The sequence below is a fragment of the Roseovarius litorisediminis genome (assembly GCF_900172295.1).
Taxonomy (GTDB): Bacteria; Pseudomonadota; Alphaproteobacteria; order Rhodobacterales; family Rhodobacteraceae; genus Roseovarius; species Roseovarius litorisediminis.
In genome coordinates this window covers 232,835-249,160 of record NZ_FWFL01000002.1, presented here as the reverse complement: position 1 = coordinate 249,160, position 16,326 = coordinate 232,835, and the positions used below count along the sequence as shown (strand labels likewise).

The following is a 16,326-nucleotide window of genomic DNA, read 5'->3' as shown; positions in this document are numbered from 1 at the left end:
GATAAACGGATGGCCCGCAGTTTTCATGCGGGCCACCGATCCCACTGGGTACCGAGCCTGTCCAAAATCGAAAACGGCTTCTTCAGGGAGACAACCATGACCGACCAATCCCCCAACGACCAGTTCCATGCCTCTTCGTTCATGCAGGGGCACAATGCGGAATACCTGGAGCAGCTTTATGCCCGGTACGCCAGTGACCCCAATGCCGTGGATGAGGCCTGGCAGGCGTTCTTTCGGGCGATGGGCGATGATGAGGTCAGCGTCAAACACGAGGCGCAGGGGCCAAGCTGGGCGCGCACTGACTGGCCCCCCATGCCCAACGACGATCTCACCAGCGCGCTGACCGGCGAATATCCCGCCGCCGAGATCAGGGATGCGGGCAAAAAGATCGCCGCCAAGGCCGCTGAAAAGGGCATCGAGGTCAGCGATGACGCGGTCAAACGTGCCGTTCTGGACAGTGTCCGCGCCCTGATGATCATCCGCGCCTACCGCATCCGCGGCCATCTGGCGGCCGACCTTGACCCGCTGGGCCTGCGCGAGATGCCCAACCGCCCCGAGCTTGACCCCAAATCCTATGGCTTTACCGAGGCCGACATGGACCGGCCGATTTTTATCGACAACGTGCTGGGCCTGCAGGTCGCCTCGATCCGCGAAATCCTTGAAATCGTGCGCCGCACCTATTGCGGCACTTTCGCCCTGCAGTACATGCATATTTCCGACCCCGAGCAATCTGGCTGGCTGAAAGAACGCATTGAGGGGCTGGGCAAGGAAATCCAGTTCACCCGCGAAGGCCGCAAGGCGATCCTGAACAAGCTGGTCGAAGCCGAAGGGTTTGAAAAATACCTGCATGTCAAATACATGGGCACCAAACGCTTTGGCCTTGATGGCGGCGAAAGCCTTATTCCCGCGATGGAACAGATCATCAAGCGCGGCGGATCTCTGGGCGTCGAGGAAATCATCATCGGCATGCCCCACCGGGGCCGCCTGTCGGTGCTGGCCAACGTCATGGGCAAACCCTACCGCGCCATTTTTAACGAATTTCAGGGCGGCAGCTTCAAACCCGAGGATGTCGATGGCTCGGGCGATGTGAAATACCACCTCGGCGCCTCGTCGGACCGTGAATTTGACGGCAACCGCGTGCACCTCAGCCTGACCGCAAACCCTTCACACCTTGAGGCGGTAAACCCGGTGGTTCTGGGCAAGGTCCGCGCCAAGCAGGATCAGCTGAAAGACGTGGATCGGATCAAGGTCCTGCCCATCCTGCTGCACGGTGATGCGGCCTTTGCCGGTCAGGGCGTCGTCGCCGAAGGCTTTGGCCTATCAGGCCTCAAGGGGCATAAAACCGGCGGCACCATGCATATCGTGGTCAACAACCAGATCGGCTTTACCACCGCCCCCCATTTCAGCCGCTCTTCACCCTACCCCACTGATATTGCGCTGATGGTCGAGGCGCCGATTTTCCATGTGAACGGGGATGACCCCGAGGCCGTGGTGCATGCCGCCAAAGTGGCCACCGAATTCCGCCAGAAGTTCCACAAGGACGTGGTGCTGGATATCATCTGCTACCGCCGGTTTGGCCACAACGAGGGCGACGAGCCCATGTTCACCAACCCGATCATGTACAAGAAGATCAAAAAGCAGAAAACAACGCTCAGCCTCTATACCGACCGTCTGGTCAAGGATGGCCTGATCCCCGAAGGCGAGATCGAGGATATGAAAACGGCGTTCCAGTCCCACCTTGCGGACGAATTTGAAGCCGGCAAAGAATATCGCCCCAACAAGGCCGACTGGCTGGACGGGAAATGGTCACACCTTGATTACCGCGACAAGGATTACCAGCGCGGCGAAACCGCGATCAAACCCGCGACATTCAAGGAAATCGGCAAGGCGCTCAGCACCGCACCGGACAACTTTCCGCTGCACAAAACTGTGGGCCGCCTGCTGGATACCAAGGCCGAGATGTTCAAAACCGGTGAAGGTTTCGACTGGGCCACAGCCGAGGCCCTGGCCTTTGGCTCACTGCTTACCGAAGGCTTCCCGGTGCGCCTGTCGGGGCAGGATTGTACCCGCGGCACCTTCAGCCAGCGTCACTCAGGCCTGATCAATCAGGATACCGAAGAACGCTATTACCCACTCAACAACATCCGCGCGGGGCAGGCCCAGTACGAGGTCATCGACTCCATGCTCAGCGAATACGCGGTGCTGGGGTTTGAATATGGCTATACCCTTGCCGAGCCCAACGCGCTGACCCTGTGGGAGGCTCAATTTGGCGATTTCGCCAACGGCGCACAGATCATGTTTGACCAGTTCATCAGCTCAGGCGAAAGCAAATGGCTGCGCATGTCCGGCCTCGTCTGCCTGCTGCCCCATGGCTACGAGGGGCAGGGCCCTGAACACTCCTCGGCGCGGCTGGAACGGTTCCTTACCATGTGCGGCGGCGACAACTGGATCGTGGCAAATTGCACCACCCCGGCCAACTATTTCCACATCCTGCGACGCCAGCTGCACCGCACCTTCCGCAAACCGCTTATCCTGATGACGCCCAAATCTCTCTTGCGTCACAAGCTGGCGGTCTCAAAAACCGAAGAATTCACCACCGGTTCCAGCTTCCACCGGGTCCTGTGGGATGACGCCCAGCACGGCAATTCCGATACCAAGCTGGTCGCCGACAACAAGATCAAACGCGTCGTCATGTGTTCGGGCAAGGTCTATTACGACCTGCTGGAAGAACGCGATGCGCGCGGCATTGATGATGTCTACCTGCTTCGGATCGAACAGTTCTATCCCTTCCCCGCCATCTCGATGGTCAAGGAACTTGAACGCTTCAAGGGCGCCGAAATGGTCTGGTGTCAGGAAGAGCCCAAAAACCAGGGCGCCTGGAACTTTATCGAACCCAACATCGAATGGGTCCTGGAACGTATCAAAGCCAAGCACACGCGCCCGGAATACGCCGGTCGTCCGGCCGCCGCCTCGCCCGCCACGGGCCTTGCGAAACAACACAAAGCACAACAAGAGGCGCTGGTGGATGCCGCGCTTACGATTGAAGGGAAATAATCCATGACAACCGAAGTCCGCGTCCCCACCCTTGGCGAATCTGTCACCGAAGCGACGGTTGCCACATGGTTCAAGAAACCCGGCGATCCTGTCGCCGCCGATGAAATGCTGTGCGAGCTTGAAACCGACAAGGTCACGGTCGAGGTGCCCGCACCTGCCGCCGGAACCATGGGCGATCTCATCGCCGCCGAAGGCGACACTGTCGGCGTAAACGCCCTGTTGGCCACAATCAACGAAGGGGCCAGCGCCGCAGCCCCCGCCGCCGACGAACCTGCCGGAGCAACCGCCAAACCCGCCGCATCGGGTGGCGGCAGCGTCGATGTCATGGTGCCCACCCTTGGCGAGTCCGTGACCGAGGCAACCGTCAGCACCTGGTTCAAAAAGGCCGGCGACAGCGTCACCCAGGATGAAATGCTGTGCGAGTTGGAAACCGACAAGGTTTCGGTCGAAGTGCCCGCACCTGCCTCTGGCACACTTACTGAGATTCTCGCTGGTGAAGGCGACACCGTGCAGGCAGGCGGCAAACTGGCCGTGATGTCCGCAGGCGAAGGCGCGCCCGCCGCGTCCGCCCCGGCGGCAGACGCCCCGGCTCCGGTCAGCTCAGGCGGCAAAGACACCGAAGATGCGCCCTCGGCGAAAAAGGCCATGGCCGAGGCCGGCATCAGCCGAGATGCGGTCACCGGCACCGGCCGCGACGGCCGCGTGATGAAAGAAGACGTTGCCAAGGCAGCAGCAGCAGGCAGTGCCGCAGCCCCGGCGCCAGCACCGGCCGCTCAGGCCCCGCGTGCCCCGGTCAGCGCCGACGATGCCAGCCGCGAGGAACGGGTGAAAATGACCCGCCTGCGCCAGACCATCGCCCGCCGCCTCAAGGAAAGCCAGAACACCGCGGCCATGCTCACCACCTATAACGAGGTCGACATGACCGAGGTGATGGCCCTGCGCAACGAATACAAAACCGAGTTCGAAAAGAAACACGGCGTCAAACTGGGCTTCATGTCCTTCTTCACCAAGGCCTGCTGCCACGCCCTGAAAGAAGTGCCCGAGGTCAACGCCGAAATCGACGGCACCGATGTCGTCTATAAAAACTTCGTCCACATGGGCATCGCCGCTGGCACGCCCACGGGTCTTGTGGTGCCGGTGATCCGCGACGCCGACCAGATGAGCTTTGCCGCGATTGAAAAGGCCATCGCCGAAAAAGGTGCGCGCGCCCGCGACGGCAAGCTTTCCATGGCCGAAATGCAGGGCGGCACCTTCACCATCTCCAACGGGGGTGTCTACGGCTCACTAATGAGCTCGCCCATCCTCAACCCGCCGCAATCGGGTATCCTGGGCATGCACAAAATCCAGCAGCGCCCGATGGTCGTGAACGGCGAAATCGTCGCCCGCCCGATGATGTATCTGGCCCTCTCCTACGACCACCGCATCGTCGACGGCAAAGGCGCCGTGACCTTCCTCGTGCGGGTCAAGGACGCATTGGAAGATCCGCGGCGGTTGTTGATGGATTTGTGAGGTGATGCCGGGCTAAAGCCCGGCCTACCACATCCGCGCAGGGCGGGCGTCAGCCCGCCTCATCTAAATTGAGAGTGATTTCTTAAAATGAACGGGCTCATAAATGCAGGAATTTTTACCTTATATTACTGCGTTTGGGATTGGCTCTCTTGTGTCGGCACTCATTCAATTTTGGCTAACTACAAGGTTAAATAATCGCCGGAAAATTTATGAGGAACGCAAAGAGGCCTACATCGGACTTTTGGAGGCCTGGAAACGGCAAGATCAGGAAGGTATCAAAAGTGAAAACCTGTTCGACGTTGGCCATTGGGTACTCCGTGCAGAACTTGTCGCGTCAAACAAAGTTTTTGATCTTCTTAAACTTTGGAAAAACTCAGAGCCCGGTAGCCCAGAAAGGATACCTACAACTGAAAAGTTGAAACAAGCCATGCGCGACGATTTGCGTTCTCTTTAGGTCCTATACACCATGACCCCCGAACTCACCGCCCTCACCCGACGGCACCCTACGCCCCGGTCTCCGAGCCGGGGCCTCGTGATCAACAAGGAGGTCCCGGGTCAGGCCCGGGACGAGAGGCACACATGACCCCTGAACTCACCGCCCTCACCCTCGCCGCCCTTTTGCAAGTGGTCCAGTACGTGCTCATGTCCGTGCCTGCGAACATGGAACTGGGCACCGCCAAAACCCTGTCGCCCCGCGATCCGCATCGTCTTGGCAAGCCGCTGATCGAACAGGTCAGCCCACAAACCGGTCGGCTTATCCGGGCGCTCAATAATCATTTTGAAGGGCTCATTCTGTTTTCCATCGCCTGTGTGGTGATTACGGTTTCGGGTCAGTCCACATCTTTCACAACCGGCTGTGCATTTACTTACCTCACCGCGCGCGTCCTCTATGTGCCGGCCTATTTCTTTGGCCTTGTGCCGTGGCGCTCGGTGATCTGGTCTGTCGGATTTCTCGCCACCGCCCTCATGCTGGTGGCCGCCCTGATATGACCAAAACCCCATCAAAACGTACGAAACGTACGCTCATTTTCGAAAAGCCTTCAAATCGCGTACGAAATTCGCGTACGTTTCGTACGTTTCAATCCCCATAGGAGATACCCATGGCACAATATGACGTTATCATCATCGGTTCCGGCCCCGGCGGCTATGTCAGCGCCATCCGCTGCGCCCAGCTTGGCCTGAAAACCGCTTGTGTCGAGGGCCGTGAAACCCTTGGCGGCACTTGCCTGAACGTCGGCTGTATCCCCTCCAAGGCCCTGCTGCATGCCAGCCATATGCTGCACGAGGCCGAGCATAATTTTGCCAAGATGGGTCTCAAGGGCAAATCCCCTTCGGTCGACTGGAAACAGATGCTCGCCTACAAGGATGACGTCATTGGACAGAACACCAAGGGCATTGAATTTCTTTTTAAAAAGAACAAGGTAGACTGGCTCAAAGGTTGGGGCTCGATCCCCGAGGCGGGCAAGGTCAAGGTCGGGGATGTGGTGCACGAAGCCAAGAATATCATCATCGCCACCGGTTCTGAATCTTCCTCTCTGCCGGGCGTTGAGGTTGATGAAAAGGTCGTCGTCACTTCCACCGGCGCGCTGGAACTGGGCAAAGTGCCCAAGAAAATGGTCGTTATCGGCGCAGGCGTCATCGGTCTTGAACTGGGCAGCGTCTATTCCCGTCTGGGCTCTGAGGTGACTGTTGTCGAATTCCTTGATGCCATCACCCCCGGCATGGATGGCGAAGTGCAAAAAACCTTCCAGAGAATGCTGAAAAAACAGGGGCTTAAATTTGTCATGGGCGCCGCCGTGCAATCGGTTGAGGCGATGAAAACCAAGGCCAAAGTGCACTACAAACTGCGCAAGAACGACACTGACACAACCCTCGACGCCGATGTTGTCCTCGTCGCCACAGGCCGCAAACCTTATACTGATGGTCTGGGTCTTGAGGGCCTTGGCGTCACCCTTTCCAAACGCGGTCAGATCGAAACCGACGACCACTGGCAAACATCGGTCAAAGGCATCTACGCAATCGGCGATGCCATCGACGGGCCCATGTTGGCCCACAAAGCCGAAGATGAAGGCATGGCCTGCGCCGAAGTACTGGCGGGCAAACATGGCCACGTCAATTACGGCGTCATCCCCGGCGTGATCTATACACACCCCGAAGTTTCGAATGTGGGCGCAACCGAAGAATCGCTAAAAGAACAAGGACGTAAGTATAAGGTCGGCAAGTTTTCTTTCATGGGTAACGGACGTGCCAAGGCCGTGTTCGCAGGCGACGGGTTTGTCAAAATCCTGGCCGACGCCGAAACCGACCGCATCCTTGGCGCCCACATTATCGGCCCCGCCGCCGGCGACCTGATCCACGAGATTTGTGTGGCTATGGAATTTGGCGCATCAGCCCAGGATCTGGCCCTTACCTGTCACGCCCACCCCACTTACTCCGAAGCGGTGCGCGAAGCGGCCCTTGCCTGTGGTGACGGCGCTATTCACGCCTGAACTTACCAAAGAGTTTTGGTGGCTCTTGTTTTCCAGGCGGCGTCATACTCGGCGCCGCCTTCTTCACCATCCGAGACTTCGGCCAAAATCTCACCCACGGTCGGCAGCGCGCCGCTGTCGTCGCGAGTCCAAAGTCCCGCCCGCATGGGTGCACGGGCGCATTGGGTATAAACCTCGGCAATCGCGATCACGATCACCGTCGCTGGCTGTCGCCCCTTGTGTTCGAAACGTGCACGTAAATCTGGATCAGCGGTGAGTTTTGCATGCCCATTCACCCTTACAATCGTGTTGGAGCCAGGCACTAAAAACATCAAAGAAATCCGCCCATCATTCAAGATATTACGCAGCGAATCCAATCTGTTATTTCCACGCCAGTCAGGCATCGCCAGCGTTCGTTCATCAAGTTCGGTAACCACCTGGCCATCGTCGCCACGCGGACTGCCATCAGTGCCTTCGGGGCCGACTGTGGATACAACACAAAACCGCGATGTCATGATCCAGCGCCGGTAAAGCGGTGTTAGTCTTGTTGCCACCTTGCGTATCGCGGCAGCACCAGGTGTGCTGTAAAGCGCCTCAAGTGATGCAATATCTTCAAGAAACTCCATCCGGATCAAACCCCGCTTCGCGCATCAGTGCATCCGAGGCCGTCTCAACCTCGTCCTGCAACTGCGTCATGAAAACATCCTTCGTCTGGCCTTTTTTGATGCGTGGCAAGAACTCAACAACGGCCAGACCCGGCTTGCGGTAAATCCCCCGTCGCGGCCAGAACACACCGACATTCGCTGCCACCGGCACGCAATCCTGACCCAACTGTTCATACAAAACGCCCGAGCCGACTTTGTAAGGTGCCTTCACACCAGGTGCGATACGTGTGCCTTGTGGGTAGATGATCAACTGACCGGGCTTTTGTGCACCTTTTGCGACATCGGTCACCATCCTTTTGATCGCGGCACTGCGCTTGCCCCGGTTGACTGGTACGCAGCCAATTTTTAGCGCATATTGCCCGATCACCGGCGCCCACATCAGTTCACGCTTCATGATAAACTTGCCAGCGGGCACCGCGCCGAAAATCAGGATTATATCCAGAAAAGACTGGTGTTTCGCGGCAATAAGAACTTCGTCCGTCGGCGGTGTTCCACGGACTTCTGTGCGCAGGCCCACCATCCAGCGGGCGGTCCACCTGACCCATCTGCAAAAGCTCTTACAGGCCGTCAGCGCGCCCTTGCGACTAAAAACAGCCCAAGGAAAAAATACGATACCGAGCACCACCATCATAAGGTACATCTGCACCACAAAAAGCAGCGACATTATCCATTGAACCGCATATCTCATGGCATGTCTTTCAGTGTTTTGCGCGCCGCCGCCTGTGTCGCACCAAAGGCAACAACGGCGGCCAATAGGGGGATTGTAAGTGGCCAGAACCAGTTCAGCCCCTGAAAACCAAGACCGGTCAGAAAGCCACCCTCTGCCTGCGCCGACGGCAACAGAAGGATTGCGACCGATCCGGCAATCACGCCCATCGCCGCGCCACCAAAAGCACGCAGGGTAAACCGTCGCACAAAAGCTTGGGCGATATAGCTATCTCTTGCGCCCACCAATCGAAGAACCGAAATGACCTGGGTGTTTGCAGCCAATGCCGCGTTTGCGGCCAACGTAATCATCACCGCGGTCGTTGCCCCGATCAGCACCAAAGACAACCAACCCAAAAGCCGCAACCGCGAGGCCGCGCGCACAAGAGGCCGTCGCCAGCGGGTATGATCATCCAGAATGGCCCCGGGCACTTCGGCCGCAAGGCGCAGGCGCAGACCTTCGGTATCGAATCCGTCGTCATCTTCTATGACTTCGATCAGTTGCGGGATCGGCAGGGTATCCACAGGCAGATCGGGACCAAACCAAGGTTCAAGCAAAGCTCGTTGTTCGTCATCCGCAAGTGCGCGGGCAGCCGCCACGCCTCTTGTGGTCTCTAACACATTCAATGCCGCTTTGGTCTGGGCGTCAATCTGCCCTTGTGGGGCAGAGATACGAACGGTCGAACTGCGCGCCAGCGCATCCCCCCAACGATCCGCCAAACGGCCCGTGGCAAGCGATAAGGCCAAGGCAAAAACCGCCAGAAACCCCATTGCCGCAGCGCTGAACAAAGTCAGCGACGCGGTAAATCCTGTCGGTGGCACTACCCGGTCTGCCTGCGCATCGCCTGCAACAAAATCAACCAGTTTGAACATACCCAAATTCAAAGATCTGCCCCCGCCAATTGCAATTGCCTGTTGGAAATCCGCAAAACCCGCGCCTGCACTTGTGATTTTGCGGCCCTGATAAGCGCCAAGTCGTGGGTTGCGATCATGATCGTCTTACCCATGCGGTTCAACTCTACCAGCAAGCGCAGCAGACGCTGTGACATTTCCCAGTCGACGTTTCCGGTCGGCTCATCCGCCAGCACTACATCCGGTGACATTATTACCGCACGCGCCAAAGCCGCTCTTTGGCGTTCCCCACCCGACAACTCGGGCGGCAAAGCTTCAATGCGTGACGAAAGCCCAACCCAATTGGCCAGTTCCTTCATATTCGGACCTTCCGCCAACAAATCGCGTCCCGAAACCATAAGGGGTAGAGAGATATTGTCCGACACCGACAGATGGTTCAGAAACTGGCAATCCTGATGCACTACACCGATCCGGCGGCGCACCATGGCGATGTCATCCCGTTCCATGCCTCTGACATCCGCATCAAAAAGGCGTACCTGCCCTGCTGTCGGCAAAAGGGCCCCGTAACACAACTTCAAAAGCGTTGTCTTGCCCGAGCCCGAAGGCCCTGTCAGAAAATGAAACGACCCCGGTTGCAAATTGAGCGAAATGTCACTCAACAACTCGGCCCCGCCATAACTATAGGCCACGTTTTCCAACTCGATCACGGCTGCCCTCACTTGCACATTTGATCCCTAAATGCCTTAGAGGACACACATGTGCAATCATTACAGGCAGGATTTCCTTTGCTCTTTTCGGATTGATGTTTAACACTTATGCTGCCTTTCAAAGATACCGAGGTTACAACGGTGGCAGGCAGCAGGTGACGATATGAGGCTTATTTGCCCGAATTGCGGGGCGCAATACGAAGTACCAGATGAGGTCATCCCTGAAACAGGTCGGGATGTGCAGTGCTCTAACTGCGGCGATACTTGGTTTCAGGATCACCCTGACCATGCCGTTGAACACAAAACCCAAAAGGAAAGTGTCGCTGAACGGGACTGGGACGCACCGCAGAAAGATAAGACTGCGGAAATTGAGCCCGACAGCCCTTCCGAGCCAGAAACCGAGCCGGAAAAAGAAGCCAGCGAGGAACAGAAATTTTCCAACATACCTCGCCGTGAACTAGATCCTGCGATCACAGATCTTTTAAGAGAAGAGGCCGCACGCGAGGAAAGTGCCCGTAGAACCGACGCAAGTGGTGGCATTGAAACCCAGCCAGATCTTGGATTGGGCGGCCAATCAGCCGAGACCGGAGGACATTCCGGCCAGGACGATTCAAGCAGGACACAGCCGCGCGCCCAGCCTGATGTTGCTGAAGACAACGATGCAGTGTCATCCGATGAAGAGATTGACCCGAATTCACGTCGCAACCTGCTTCCGGATATCGAAGAGATAAATTCCTCTTTGTCGTCGGACGCCAATAGAAACGATGGCTACATCTTAAATGACGAGATGGAAGAAATCGAGGTGGCCGCTAGCAAAAAAAGTGGATTCAGACGCGGTTTCATGTTGTCCGTTACGCTAATTCTGATCCTTGTTCTGATTTATCTTCTGGCTCCAACAATCGCTCAGACGGTTCCTGCTCTGGAAGGCCCGCTGTCAGTATTTGTTGAGATGATGAATGGCTTCCGCGCCCAATTGAACTTACTTTTTAGTGGAGTTTTTGACTGGATCAATGCAATGGCATCACCACCTCCAAGTTAGGCTTGGATGTAACTGCGCTGCGATCGGGTTCTGACGTTCAAGACCTCGGGAACCATTTTATTCTGGCATTTGCGCTTGTTCGCAGAGGTTTGAATGGGCTGCCGGGTACAAGCGCCCATTTTCATATTCCGTGACGCGTGACCTTTTGAGATGCCCAATCAACCCTGCCTTTGAACAGCCTGCTGCGTGCCGAAAGGTTGATGGTATTCTTTTGCAATGAAATGAGCCATCATTCGTTCAAGACGCCAGACAACTGGTTTCACCAAACCAGTTGCTCTACAGGCTTGAACATTATATTGACTCACCAGTCAATAAAAACAAAGGGGAGAACAAAAATGAAATTAACGTATCTGGGGCTTGCGCTTGCATCCCTGACGGGCTCGGTGCACGCCGCCGACCTTGGCGCCACCGACGATCCTATCAAGTTGGCGGTCAACGAATGGACCGGCCAGCACGTTTCAACACATGTGGCCGGTGAAATGCTGAAAGCAGCCGGCTATAAAGTGGAATATGTCACCGCAGGATATATGAATATGTATCAGGCCATGTCGGATGGCGAACTACATGCTGCCCTGGAGATCTGGTCTTCGAATGTGTCAGACGACTACGCCAAACAGGTCGAAGCTGGGGGTGTCACCGAACTGGGCGATCTGGGCCTTGATGCAAAAGAGGGTATCGCCTACCCCGCACATGTTGCTGACATGTGCCCCGGCCTGCCTGCATGGGAAGCCTTGAAAGACTGTGCCCAGAAATTTGCCACCGCCGAAACCCTTCCTGCTGGCCGTTTGGTAGACTACCCCGCTGACTGGGGTACGCCGGGCGCCGACCGCATGACCGGTCTGGATTTGCCATTCAAAGCAGTACCTGCCGGGTCAGAAGGCGCGTTGATTGCTGAATTGCGCGCGTCGACCGAAAAAGGCTCTCCTTTGCTAATCACATTCTGGCAACCACACTGGGCGATGTCGGCTTATGACGTGAAATTCGTTGACCTGCCGGTGGGTGAAGAAGCATGTTTCAACGATCCGGCTTGGGGGCCCAACCCCAATGCGGTCAATGACTGCGATTTTGCGCCCACCCGAATCTTCAAAGCCAGTTGGTCGGGTTTAGCTGATAAATGGCCCGCCGCCGCCGAAATCCTGACAAATTATACCATGTCCGTTGAAGATCAACAGCCGTTGATGGGGCAGATCGACGTTGATGGCCAGTCAGTTGAAGAAGCCGTCGCAGCTTGGATGGCTGCGAACGAAGCGACGTGGAAACCGGTTGTCGACGCGGCAACCAAGTAAAGCGGGCCCAAAAAAATGACCTCTCAGACAGGTTCGGACGAACCAGCCATCAGCTGCCGGAATGTCTGGCAGGTCTTTGGCCCCAACGCAAAATCAAAACTGGCCGAAGCATTGGCCAGTTCGGGCGGCGACAGCAACGCCGCCGCCCAAAAGCTGCGCGACCAGGGACTGATCCCAGCAGTTCAGGACGCTAGTTTTGATGTCCTCCCCGGCGAGCTTTTCGTGATCATGGGTCTGTCAGGCTCGGGGAAATCCACCATTGTGCGCTGTATATCACAGTTGCTGCAGGCCACTGGCGGAGAAATCCGCATCGAGGGCGAAAACCTTGTCGAAGCATCCAAGGCCCGCCTGATCGAGCTACGCCGCCGTAAGCTGGGCATGGTGTTTCAGCATTTTGGCCTGTTCCCGCACATGACTGTAACCGAAAACGTGGCCTTTCCTCTCAAGATGCAGGGCCAGAACAAAACCGACCGAACAAAACGTGCACTTGAAGTGATCGAACTTGTCGGCCTGAAAGGCCGCGAGGAGGCATTCCCACGCGAAATGTCAGGCGGCCAGCGTCAGCGTGTGGGCATTGCCCGTTCTTTGGCGGTAAACCCCGATATCTGGTTTCTGGACGAGCCTTTTTCGGCACTCGATCCGCTTATTCGCCGTCAGTTGCAAGACGAGTTCATCAACATTCAGGCAACACTTAAAAAATCCATTGTCTTCATTACACATGACATCGCCGAAGCTTTAAAAATCGCCGATCGGATTGCCATCATGCGCGACGGCAAGATCGTCCAGATCGGCACTCCGACCGAAATAGTGCTGAACCCGGTCGATGATTACGTACGAGAGTTTTCCAAAGACGTCGCCAAGGGCCGCCATGCCCGCGTTGCTTCGGTCATGCGCGCCAGCGCCCCGGCGGACAGGGCACCCGATGATCCAGGCCTGCGTCAGGACATGACACTTGAGGCAGCGCTGGCCTCGTGCATCTCACGCTATGACCCGGTGCCGGTCTGGGGGGAGGACGGTAAAATGATTGGCGTAGTGGATCCGGCGGATCTTGCTGCCGCACTGCAAGCAGAAGAAACATGATGGTTGAAGATCACAGCGTGGCTGCGCCCTTGCGAAGGCTGGCTGGCCTAAGTCCTGCCAGTATCGCTGCGATGATCACGCTGATTGTCGGCGCGCTGTGCGTTGCACTTGAGCCAACGCTGCCATGGCTCGTGAAATATCCCGCGGCCTGGTCTATTCCCGCTTCGGATTGGATTGGGTCGGCTCTCACATGGTTCTTGGGTCTGATAAAACCCGCGATGCGGATAATATCAGCGGGTCTCGCCTATCCAATGGATTGGGCGCATGCCCTGTTCACCTTTGTCCCATGGCCGCTGACAATCGGACTGGTGACAGCACTGGGCTGGTACATAGGCGGCTTGTCCTTGGCAGCCCTTGGCCTTGGCGGGTTAATCTTTGTTCTGGCCTCGGGCTATTGGCTGGAAAGCATGAGCACCCTGTCGCTGGTGGCTGTTTCGGTACCCCTGGCCCTGCTGACCGGTGGTGCAACCGGCATTCTGGCCAACGAGTTTCCCAAGTTCAAAAACGCCATCCAGACTGTGCTGGATGTGATGCAGACCGTGCCGACTTTCGCCTACCTCACCCCCTTGCTGTTCCTTTTCGGGTTTGGCCCTGTGGTAGGCCTGATTGCCAGCGCGATCTATGCCGCCCCCCCCATGGCCCGGAATGTTATTCTTGGGCTTGAGCGGGTTGAATCCGACATCAAAGAGGCCGCTATAATGAGCGGCGGAACCCGCCTGCAACAACTTTTCCTGATCGAGATTCCGTCGGCCAAAACCCAGATCATGGTCGGCGTAAACCAGTGTCTCATGGCCGCACTGAGCATGGTGATCATCGCCGCCGTGATCGGCGGGTTCAAAGATATCGGCTGGGAGGTATTGTTGACCATGCGCAAGGCGCAGTTTGGCCCCAGCCTGATGGCCGGTCTGGTGATCGTCGTCTTTGCCATGATCATCGATCGCTATAGCGGAAAGCTGGCGACCGAACGTAGCCGTTATGACGGGCGTGTAGCGCTGGCTATCGGTGCCGTTGGCCTAGTGGCCGCGCTGGCCTTTTGGGGCAAGCTGTCAAATCCCTCTTCCATCACGCTTCTGGATCCGGTGGCCTCGTGGTTGGATCAAAGCCTGACAGGGTTTTTGAAACAAAACGGTGGTGCCCTGGACAGCATCAAGAATGGCGCGATGTTCTATGCCCTGTTGCCGCTACGGATCGGGCTTGATGGGGCGGTCCTTCCCTTCACCTGGGGATTCCAGTGGACACCGGTCATGTCGGCGGCATTCATTGCCGTCGCAGCCGCCGCTGGCCTTGTCCTTGCGCTGCGCGGGCGGGTCGCGCTTGGGATCATTCTGGTCATTATCGCCGGGGTGATTGAAACCGGCGTGTCTGATCTGCCATGGCCATTTCTACTGGTTGGCGCCGGTGCTTTGGGATGGGTGTCCGGTGGGCGTAAATTGGCGACATTTGCCTTTGTGATGCTGGGCCTTGTGTTGATCAGTGGCCTCTGGGACAGGGCGCTTTTGTCTCTCTATATGTCCGGCGCCTCTGTCATCACCTGCGCTGTGCTGGGCGGTGCCATCGGCCTGCTCTGCGCCATCAGCCCAATGGCCTGGCGCGTCGTGCTACCGATATGCGACATGCTCCAGACCATTCCGCTTTTCGTTTTCCTTATTCCGGTTTTGATGTTCTTTCAGATAGGTGAATTTTCGGCCTTTCTGGCCATCTGCCTCTATGCCATCGTCCCGATGATCCGCTACACCCGTCACGGTCTTGTCACCACGCCGGAAGAACTGATCGAAGCGGCGGTATCGTCCGGCGCTACCGAATGGCAGACAATGATCGAGGTTCGCGCGCCATACGCAGCCCCCACCATCCTGTTGGGGCTCAACCAGACGATCCTGTATGCATTTGCCATGCTGGTTATCGCAGCTCTTATCGGCACAACGGGTCTGGGCCAGTCGATCTATGGCGCTTTGGCCGGGGCCGATGTGGGTCTTGGGATAACTTCGGGTGCCGCCATGGCCATTCTCGCGCTGGTCGCTGACCGGTTGGTACAGGGGTTTGCGGAAGAGCGGCGGCAGGCACTTGGTCTCTGAAAATCCGTTAACACCCGTTTTGCTGGCGTTTTTTGCCGCCGCCCTCTGGGGTATCTGGTGGATTCCGATCCGCTATCTGGAACATCTCGGGTTGGATGGATCATGGGGCGGGGTCGCCATGAACAGTGGGGCTTTTCTGGCCGCGCTTATTTGGGTGGTGTTTAGCCCGGCCTCTTTTCGGGTCGGGTTGCATGCAATCCTTGGCGCCGGGTTGGTGGGCGTGGCTGTCACCACCTATTCAACAGCTATCACCATGTCCGAAGTGGTCCGTGTGATCCTGTTGTTCTACCTTGCACCCGCCTGGAGCAAGATCATCGAATGGGTCTTTATGGGGCGCGGCTGGCATTGGAGCTCCACCCTAACCGTTGCCGCCTCGCTTGGCGGGGCGTACCTTGTACTGGGTGGGCAGGTGTCACTGGCGGCCATTGGCCTGGGCGATCTTCTGGCGGTTTTATCCGGCATGGCATGGGCAGCCGGTGCTGCGCTTATTTTTACCAGCACACGTTCCAGCCCGACAATGTTGACGATGGTCACTGCAATCAGCGCTACCCTTTTCGGTCTTTGTTTTGTCTGGCTTGGTGTCGGTACGTCGCTATCCGGAGGGTCCACCGGCAACGGCATGGCGACCGGTGCGGTCTTTGGCGCAATATATGTACTGCCCATTATGGCGCTGACACTTTGGAGCGCACAACGCCTGTCGCCTTCCGTCATCAGCTTTCTGCTGACCGCTGAAATCCTGTCAGGAGTGCTGACCGGTGCATTGTTTCTGGATGAACCCTTTGGTCCCCAGCAGGTCGCGGGCGCGTGCATGATATTCCTGGCAGCTGTGGCCGAAGTATTACCGGGCACTATGCGAAAAATATCAGGCTGACATTCTCATCGCGCCCTT

General features: G+C 57.2%; 14 protein-coding genes. 10 read left to right on the top strand and 4 right to left on the bottom strand.

The window, feature by feature from the left end; translation table 11 throughout:
• Window positions 1-96 precede the first annotated feature (96 nt).
• The 5 genes from PEL8287_RS04540 (at window position 97) to lpdA (ending at window position 7,052) form a co-directional block, all read left to right on the top strand.
• On the top strand, window positions 97-3,054 hold the full coding sequence (locus PEL8287_RS04540) for a 2-oxoglutarate dehydrogenase E1 component (RefSeq protein WP_085891483.1): 2,958 nt from the start codon (window positions 97-99) through the stop codon (window positions 3,052-3,054).
• A gap of 3 nt (window positions 3,055-3,057) precedes the next feature.
• Complete coding sequence (gene odhB, locus PEL8287_RS04535; RefSeq protein WP_085891172.1) at window positions 3,058-4,563, top strand: 2-oxoglutarate dehydrogenase complex dihydrolipoyllysine-residue succinyltransferase; 1,506 nt, start codon at window positions 3,058-3,060, stop codon at window positions 4,561-4,563.
• Window positions 4,564-4,666: 103 nt separating this feature from the next.
• Window positions 4,667-5,017 carry a hypothetical protein gene (locus PEL8287_RS04530; RefSeq protein ID WP_085891171.1) on the top strand — a complete coding sequence of 117 codons (351 nt, stop codon included), beginning with the start codon at window positions 4,667-4,669 and terminating at the stop codon, window positions 5,015-5,017.
• Between the two features lie 125 nt (window positions 5,018-5,142).
• A complete protein-coding gene (locus PEL8287_RS04525) occupies window positions 5,143-5,553 on the top strand; it encodes an MAPEG family protein (RefSeq protein WP_085891170.1) in 411 nt (136 codons plus the stop codon).
• Window positions 5,554-5,663: 110 nt separating this feature from the next.
• A complete protein-coding gene (lpdA, locus tag PEL8287_RS04520) occupies window positions 5,664-7,052 on the top strand; it encodes a dihydrolipoyl dehydrogenase (RefSeq protein ID WP_085891169.1) in 1,389 nt (462 codons plus the stop codon).
• A 2-nt stretch (window positions 7,053-7,054) separates the two neighbouring features.
• On the opposite strand, the gene PEL8287_RS04515 is transcribed toward lpdA, so the two are convergent.
• The 4 genes from PEL8287_RS04515 to PEL8287_RS04500 are packed head-to-tail and all read right to left on the bottom strand — an operon-like array spanning window position 7,055 to window position 9,960.
• Window positions 7,055-7,657, bottom strand: a complete 603-nt coding sequence (locus PEL8287_RS04515) for a pyridoxamine 5'-phosphate oxidase family protein (protein ID WP_085891168.1) — start codon at window positions 7,655-7,657, stop codon at window positions 7,055-7,057.
• Window positions 7,644-8,384 (bottom strand): lysophospholipid acyltransferase family protein, encoded by a 741-nt coding sequence (locus PEL8287_RS04510; protein ID WP_085891167.1) that lies wholly within the window; start codon window positions 8,382-8,384, stop codon window positions 7,644-7,646. The genes PEL8287_RS04515 and PEL8287_RS04510 overlap by 14 nt, the downstream gene beginning before the upstream one ends.
• The gene (locus PEL8287_RS04505; RefSeq protein WP_085891166.1) at window positions 8,381-9,274 is read right to left on the bottom strand and encodes a cell division protein FtsX; all 894 of its coding nucleotides are present in this window, start codon (window positions 9,272-9,274) and stop codon (window positions 8,381-8,383) included. The genes PEL8287_RS04510 and PEL8287_RS04505 overlap by 4 nt, the downstream gene beginning before the upstream one ends.
• A gap of 8 nt (window positions 9,275-9,282) precedes the next feature.
• The gene (locus PEL8287_RS04500) at window positions 9,283-9,960 is read right to left on the bottom strand and encodes a cell division ATP-binding protein FtsE (protein ID WP_085891482.1); all 678 of its coding nucleotides are present in this window, start codon (window positions 9,958-9,960) and stop codon (window positions 9,283-9,285) included.
• Window positions 9,961-10,123: 163 nt separating this feature from the next.
• Here PEL8287_RS04500 and PEL8287_RS04495 point away from each other — a divergent pair, with 163 nt between their 5' ends.
• From PEL8287_RS04495 to PEL8287_RS04475, 5 genes are all read left to right on the top strand, one after another.
• Entirely contained in the window at window positions 10,124-10,999 is an 876-nt protein-coding gene (locus PEL8287_RS04495; protein ID WP_085891165.1) for a zinc-ribbon domain-containing protein, read from the top strand.
• Window positions 11,000-11,334: 335 nt separating this feature from the next.
• Window positions 11,335-12,285 carry an ABC transporter substrate-binding protein gene (locus tag PEL8287_RS04490; protein WP_085891164.1) on the top strand — a complete coding sequence of 317 codons (951 nt, stop codon included), beginning with the start codon at window positions 11,335-11,337 and terminating at the stop codon, window positions 12,283-12,285.
• Between the two features lie 15 nt (window positions 12,286-12,300).
• Complete coding sequence (locus PEL8287_RS04485; protein WP_085891163.1) at window positions 12,301-13,365, top strand: quaternary amine ABC transporter ATP-binding protein; 1,065 nt, start codon at window positions 12,301-12,303, stop codon at window positions 13,363-13,365.
• Complete coding sequence (locus PEL8287_RS04480; RefSeq protein ID WP_085891162.1) at window positions 13,362-15,437, top strand: ABC transporter permease; 2,076 nt, start codon at window positions 13,362-13,364, stop codon at window positions 15,435-15,437. Before PEL8287_RS04485 ends, PEL8287_RS04480 begins: the two co-directional genes overlap by 4 nt.
• The gene (locus PEL8287_RS04475) at window positions 15,427-16,308 is read left to right on the top strand and encodes a DMT family transporter (RefSeq protein WP_139837700.1); all 882 of its coding nucleotides are present in this window, start codon (window positions 15,427-15,429) and stop codon (window positions 16,306-16,308) included. Before PEL8287_RS04480 ends, PEL8287_RS04475 begins: the two co-directional genes overlap by 11 nt.
• The last annotated feature ends 18 nt before the right edge of the window (window positions 16,309-16,326 follow it).

Coding starts and splice junctions, on each gene's coding strand:
- PEL8287_RS04540 (WP_085891483.1), top strand. CDS start 97: ATGACCGACCAATCCCCCAACGACCAGTTCCATGCCTCTTCGTTCATG.
- odhB (WP_085891172.1), top strand. CDS start 3,058: ATGACAACCGAAGTCCGCGTCCCCACCCTTGGCGAATCTGTCACCGAA.
- PEL8287_RS04530 (WP_085891171.1), top strand. CDS start 4,667: ATGCAGGAATTTTTACCTTATATTACTGCGTTTGGGATTGGCTCTCTT.
- PEL8287_RS04525 (WP_085891170.1), top strand. CDS start 5,143: ATGACCCCTGAACTCACCGCCCTCACCCTCGCCGCCCTTTTGCAAGTG.
- lpdA (WP_085891169.1), top strand. CDS start 5,664: ATGGCACAATATGACGTTATCATCATCGGTTCCGGCCCCGGCGGCTAT.
- PEL8287_RS04515 (WP_085891168.1), bottom strand. CDS start 7,657: ATGGAGTTTCTTGAAGATATTGCATCACTTGAGGCGCTTTACAGCACA.
- PEL8287_RS04510 (WP_085891167.1), bottom strand. CDS start 8,384: ATGAGATATGCGGTTCAATGGATAATGTCGCTGCTTTTTGTGGTGCAG.
- PEL8287_RS04505 (WP_085891166.1), bottom strand. CDS start 9,274: ATGTTCAAACTGGTTGATTTTGTTGCAGGCGATGCGCAGGCAGACCGG.
- PEL8287_RS04495 (WP_085891165.1), top strand. CDS start 10,124: ATGAGGCTTATTTGCCCGAATTGCGGGGCGCAATACGAAGTACCAGAT.
- PEL8287_RS04490 (WP_085891164.1), top strand. CDS start 11,335: ATGAAATTAACGTATCTGGGGCTTGCGCTTGCATCCCTGACGGGCTCG.
- PEL8287_RS04485 (WP_085891163.1), top strand. CDS start 12,301: ATGACCTCTCAGACAGGTTCGGACGAACCAGCCATCAGCTGCCGGAAT.
- PEL8287_RS04480 (WP_085891162.1), top strand. CDS start 13,362: ATGATGGTTGAAGATCACAGCGTGGCTGCGCCCTTGCGAAGGCTGGCT.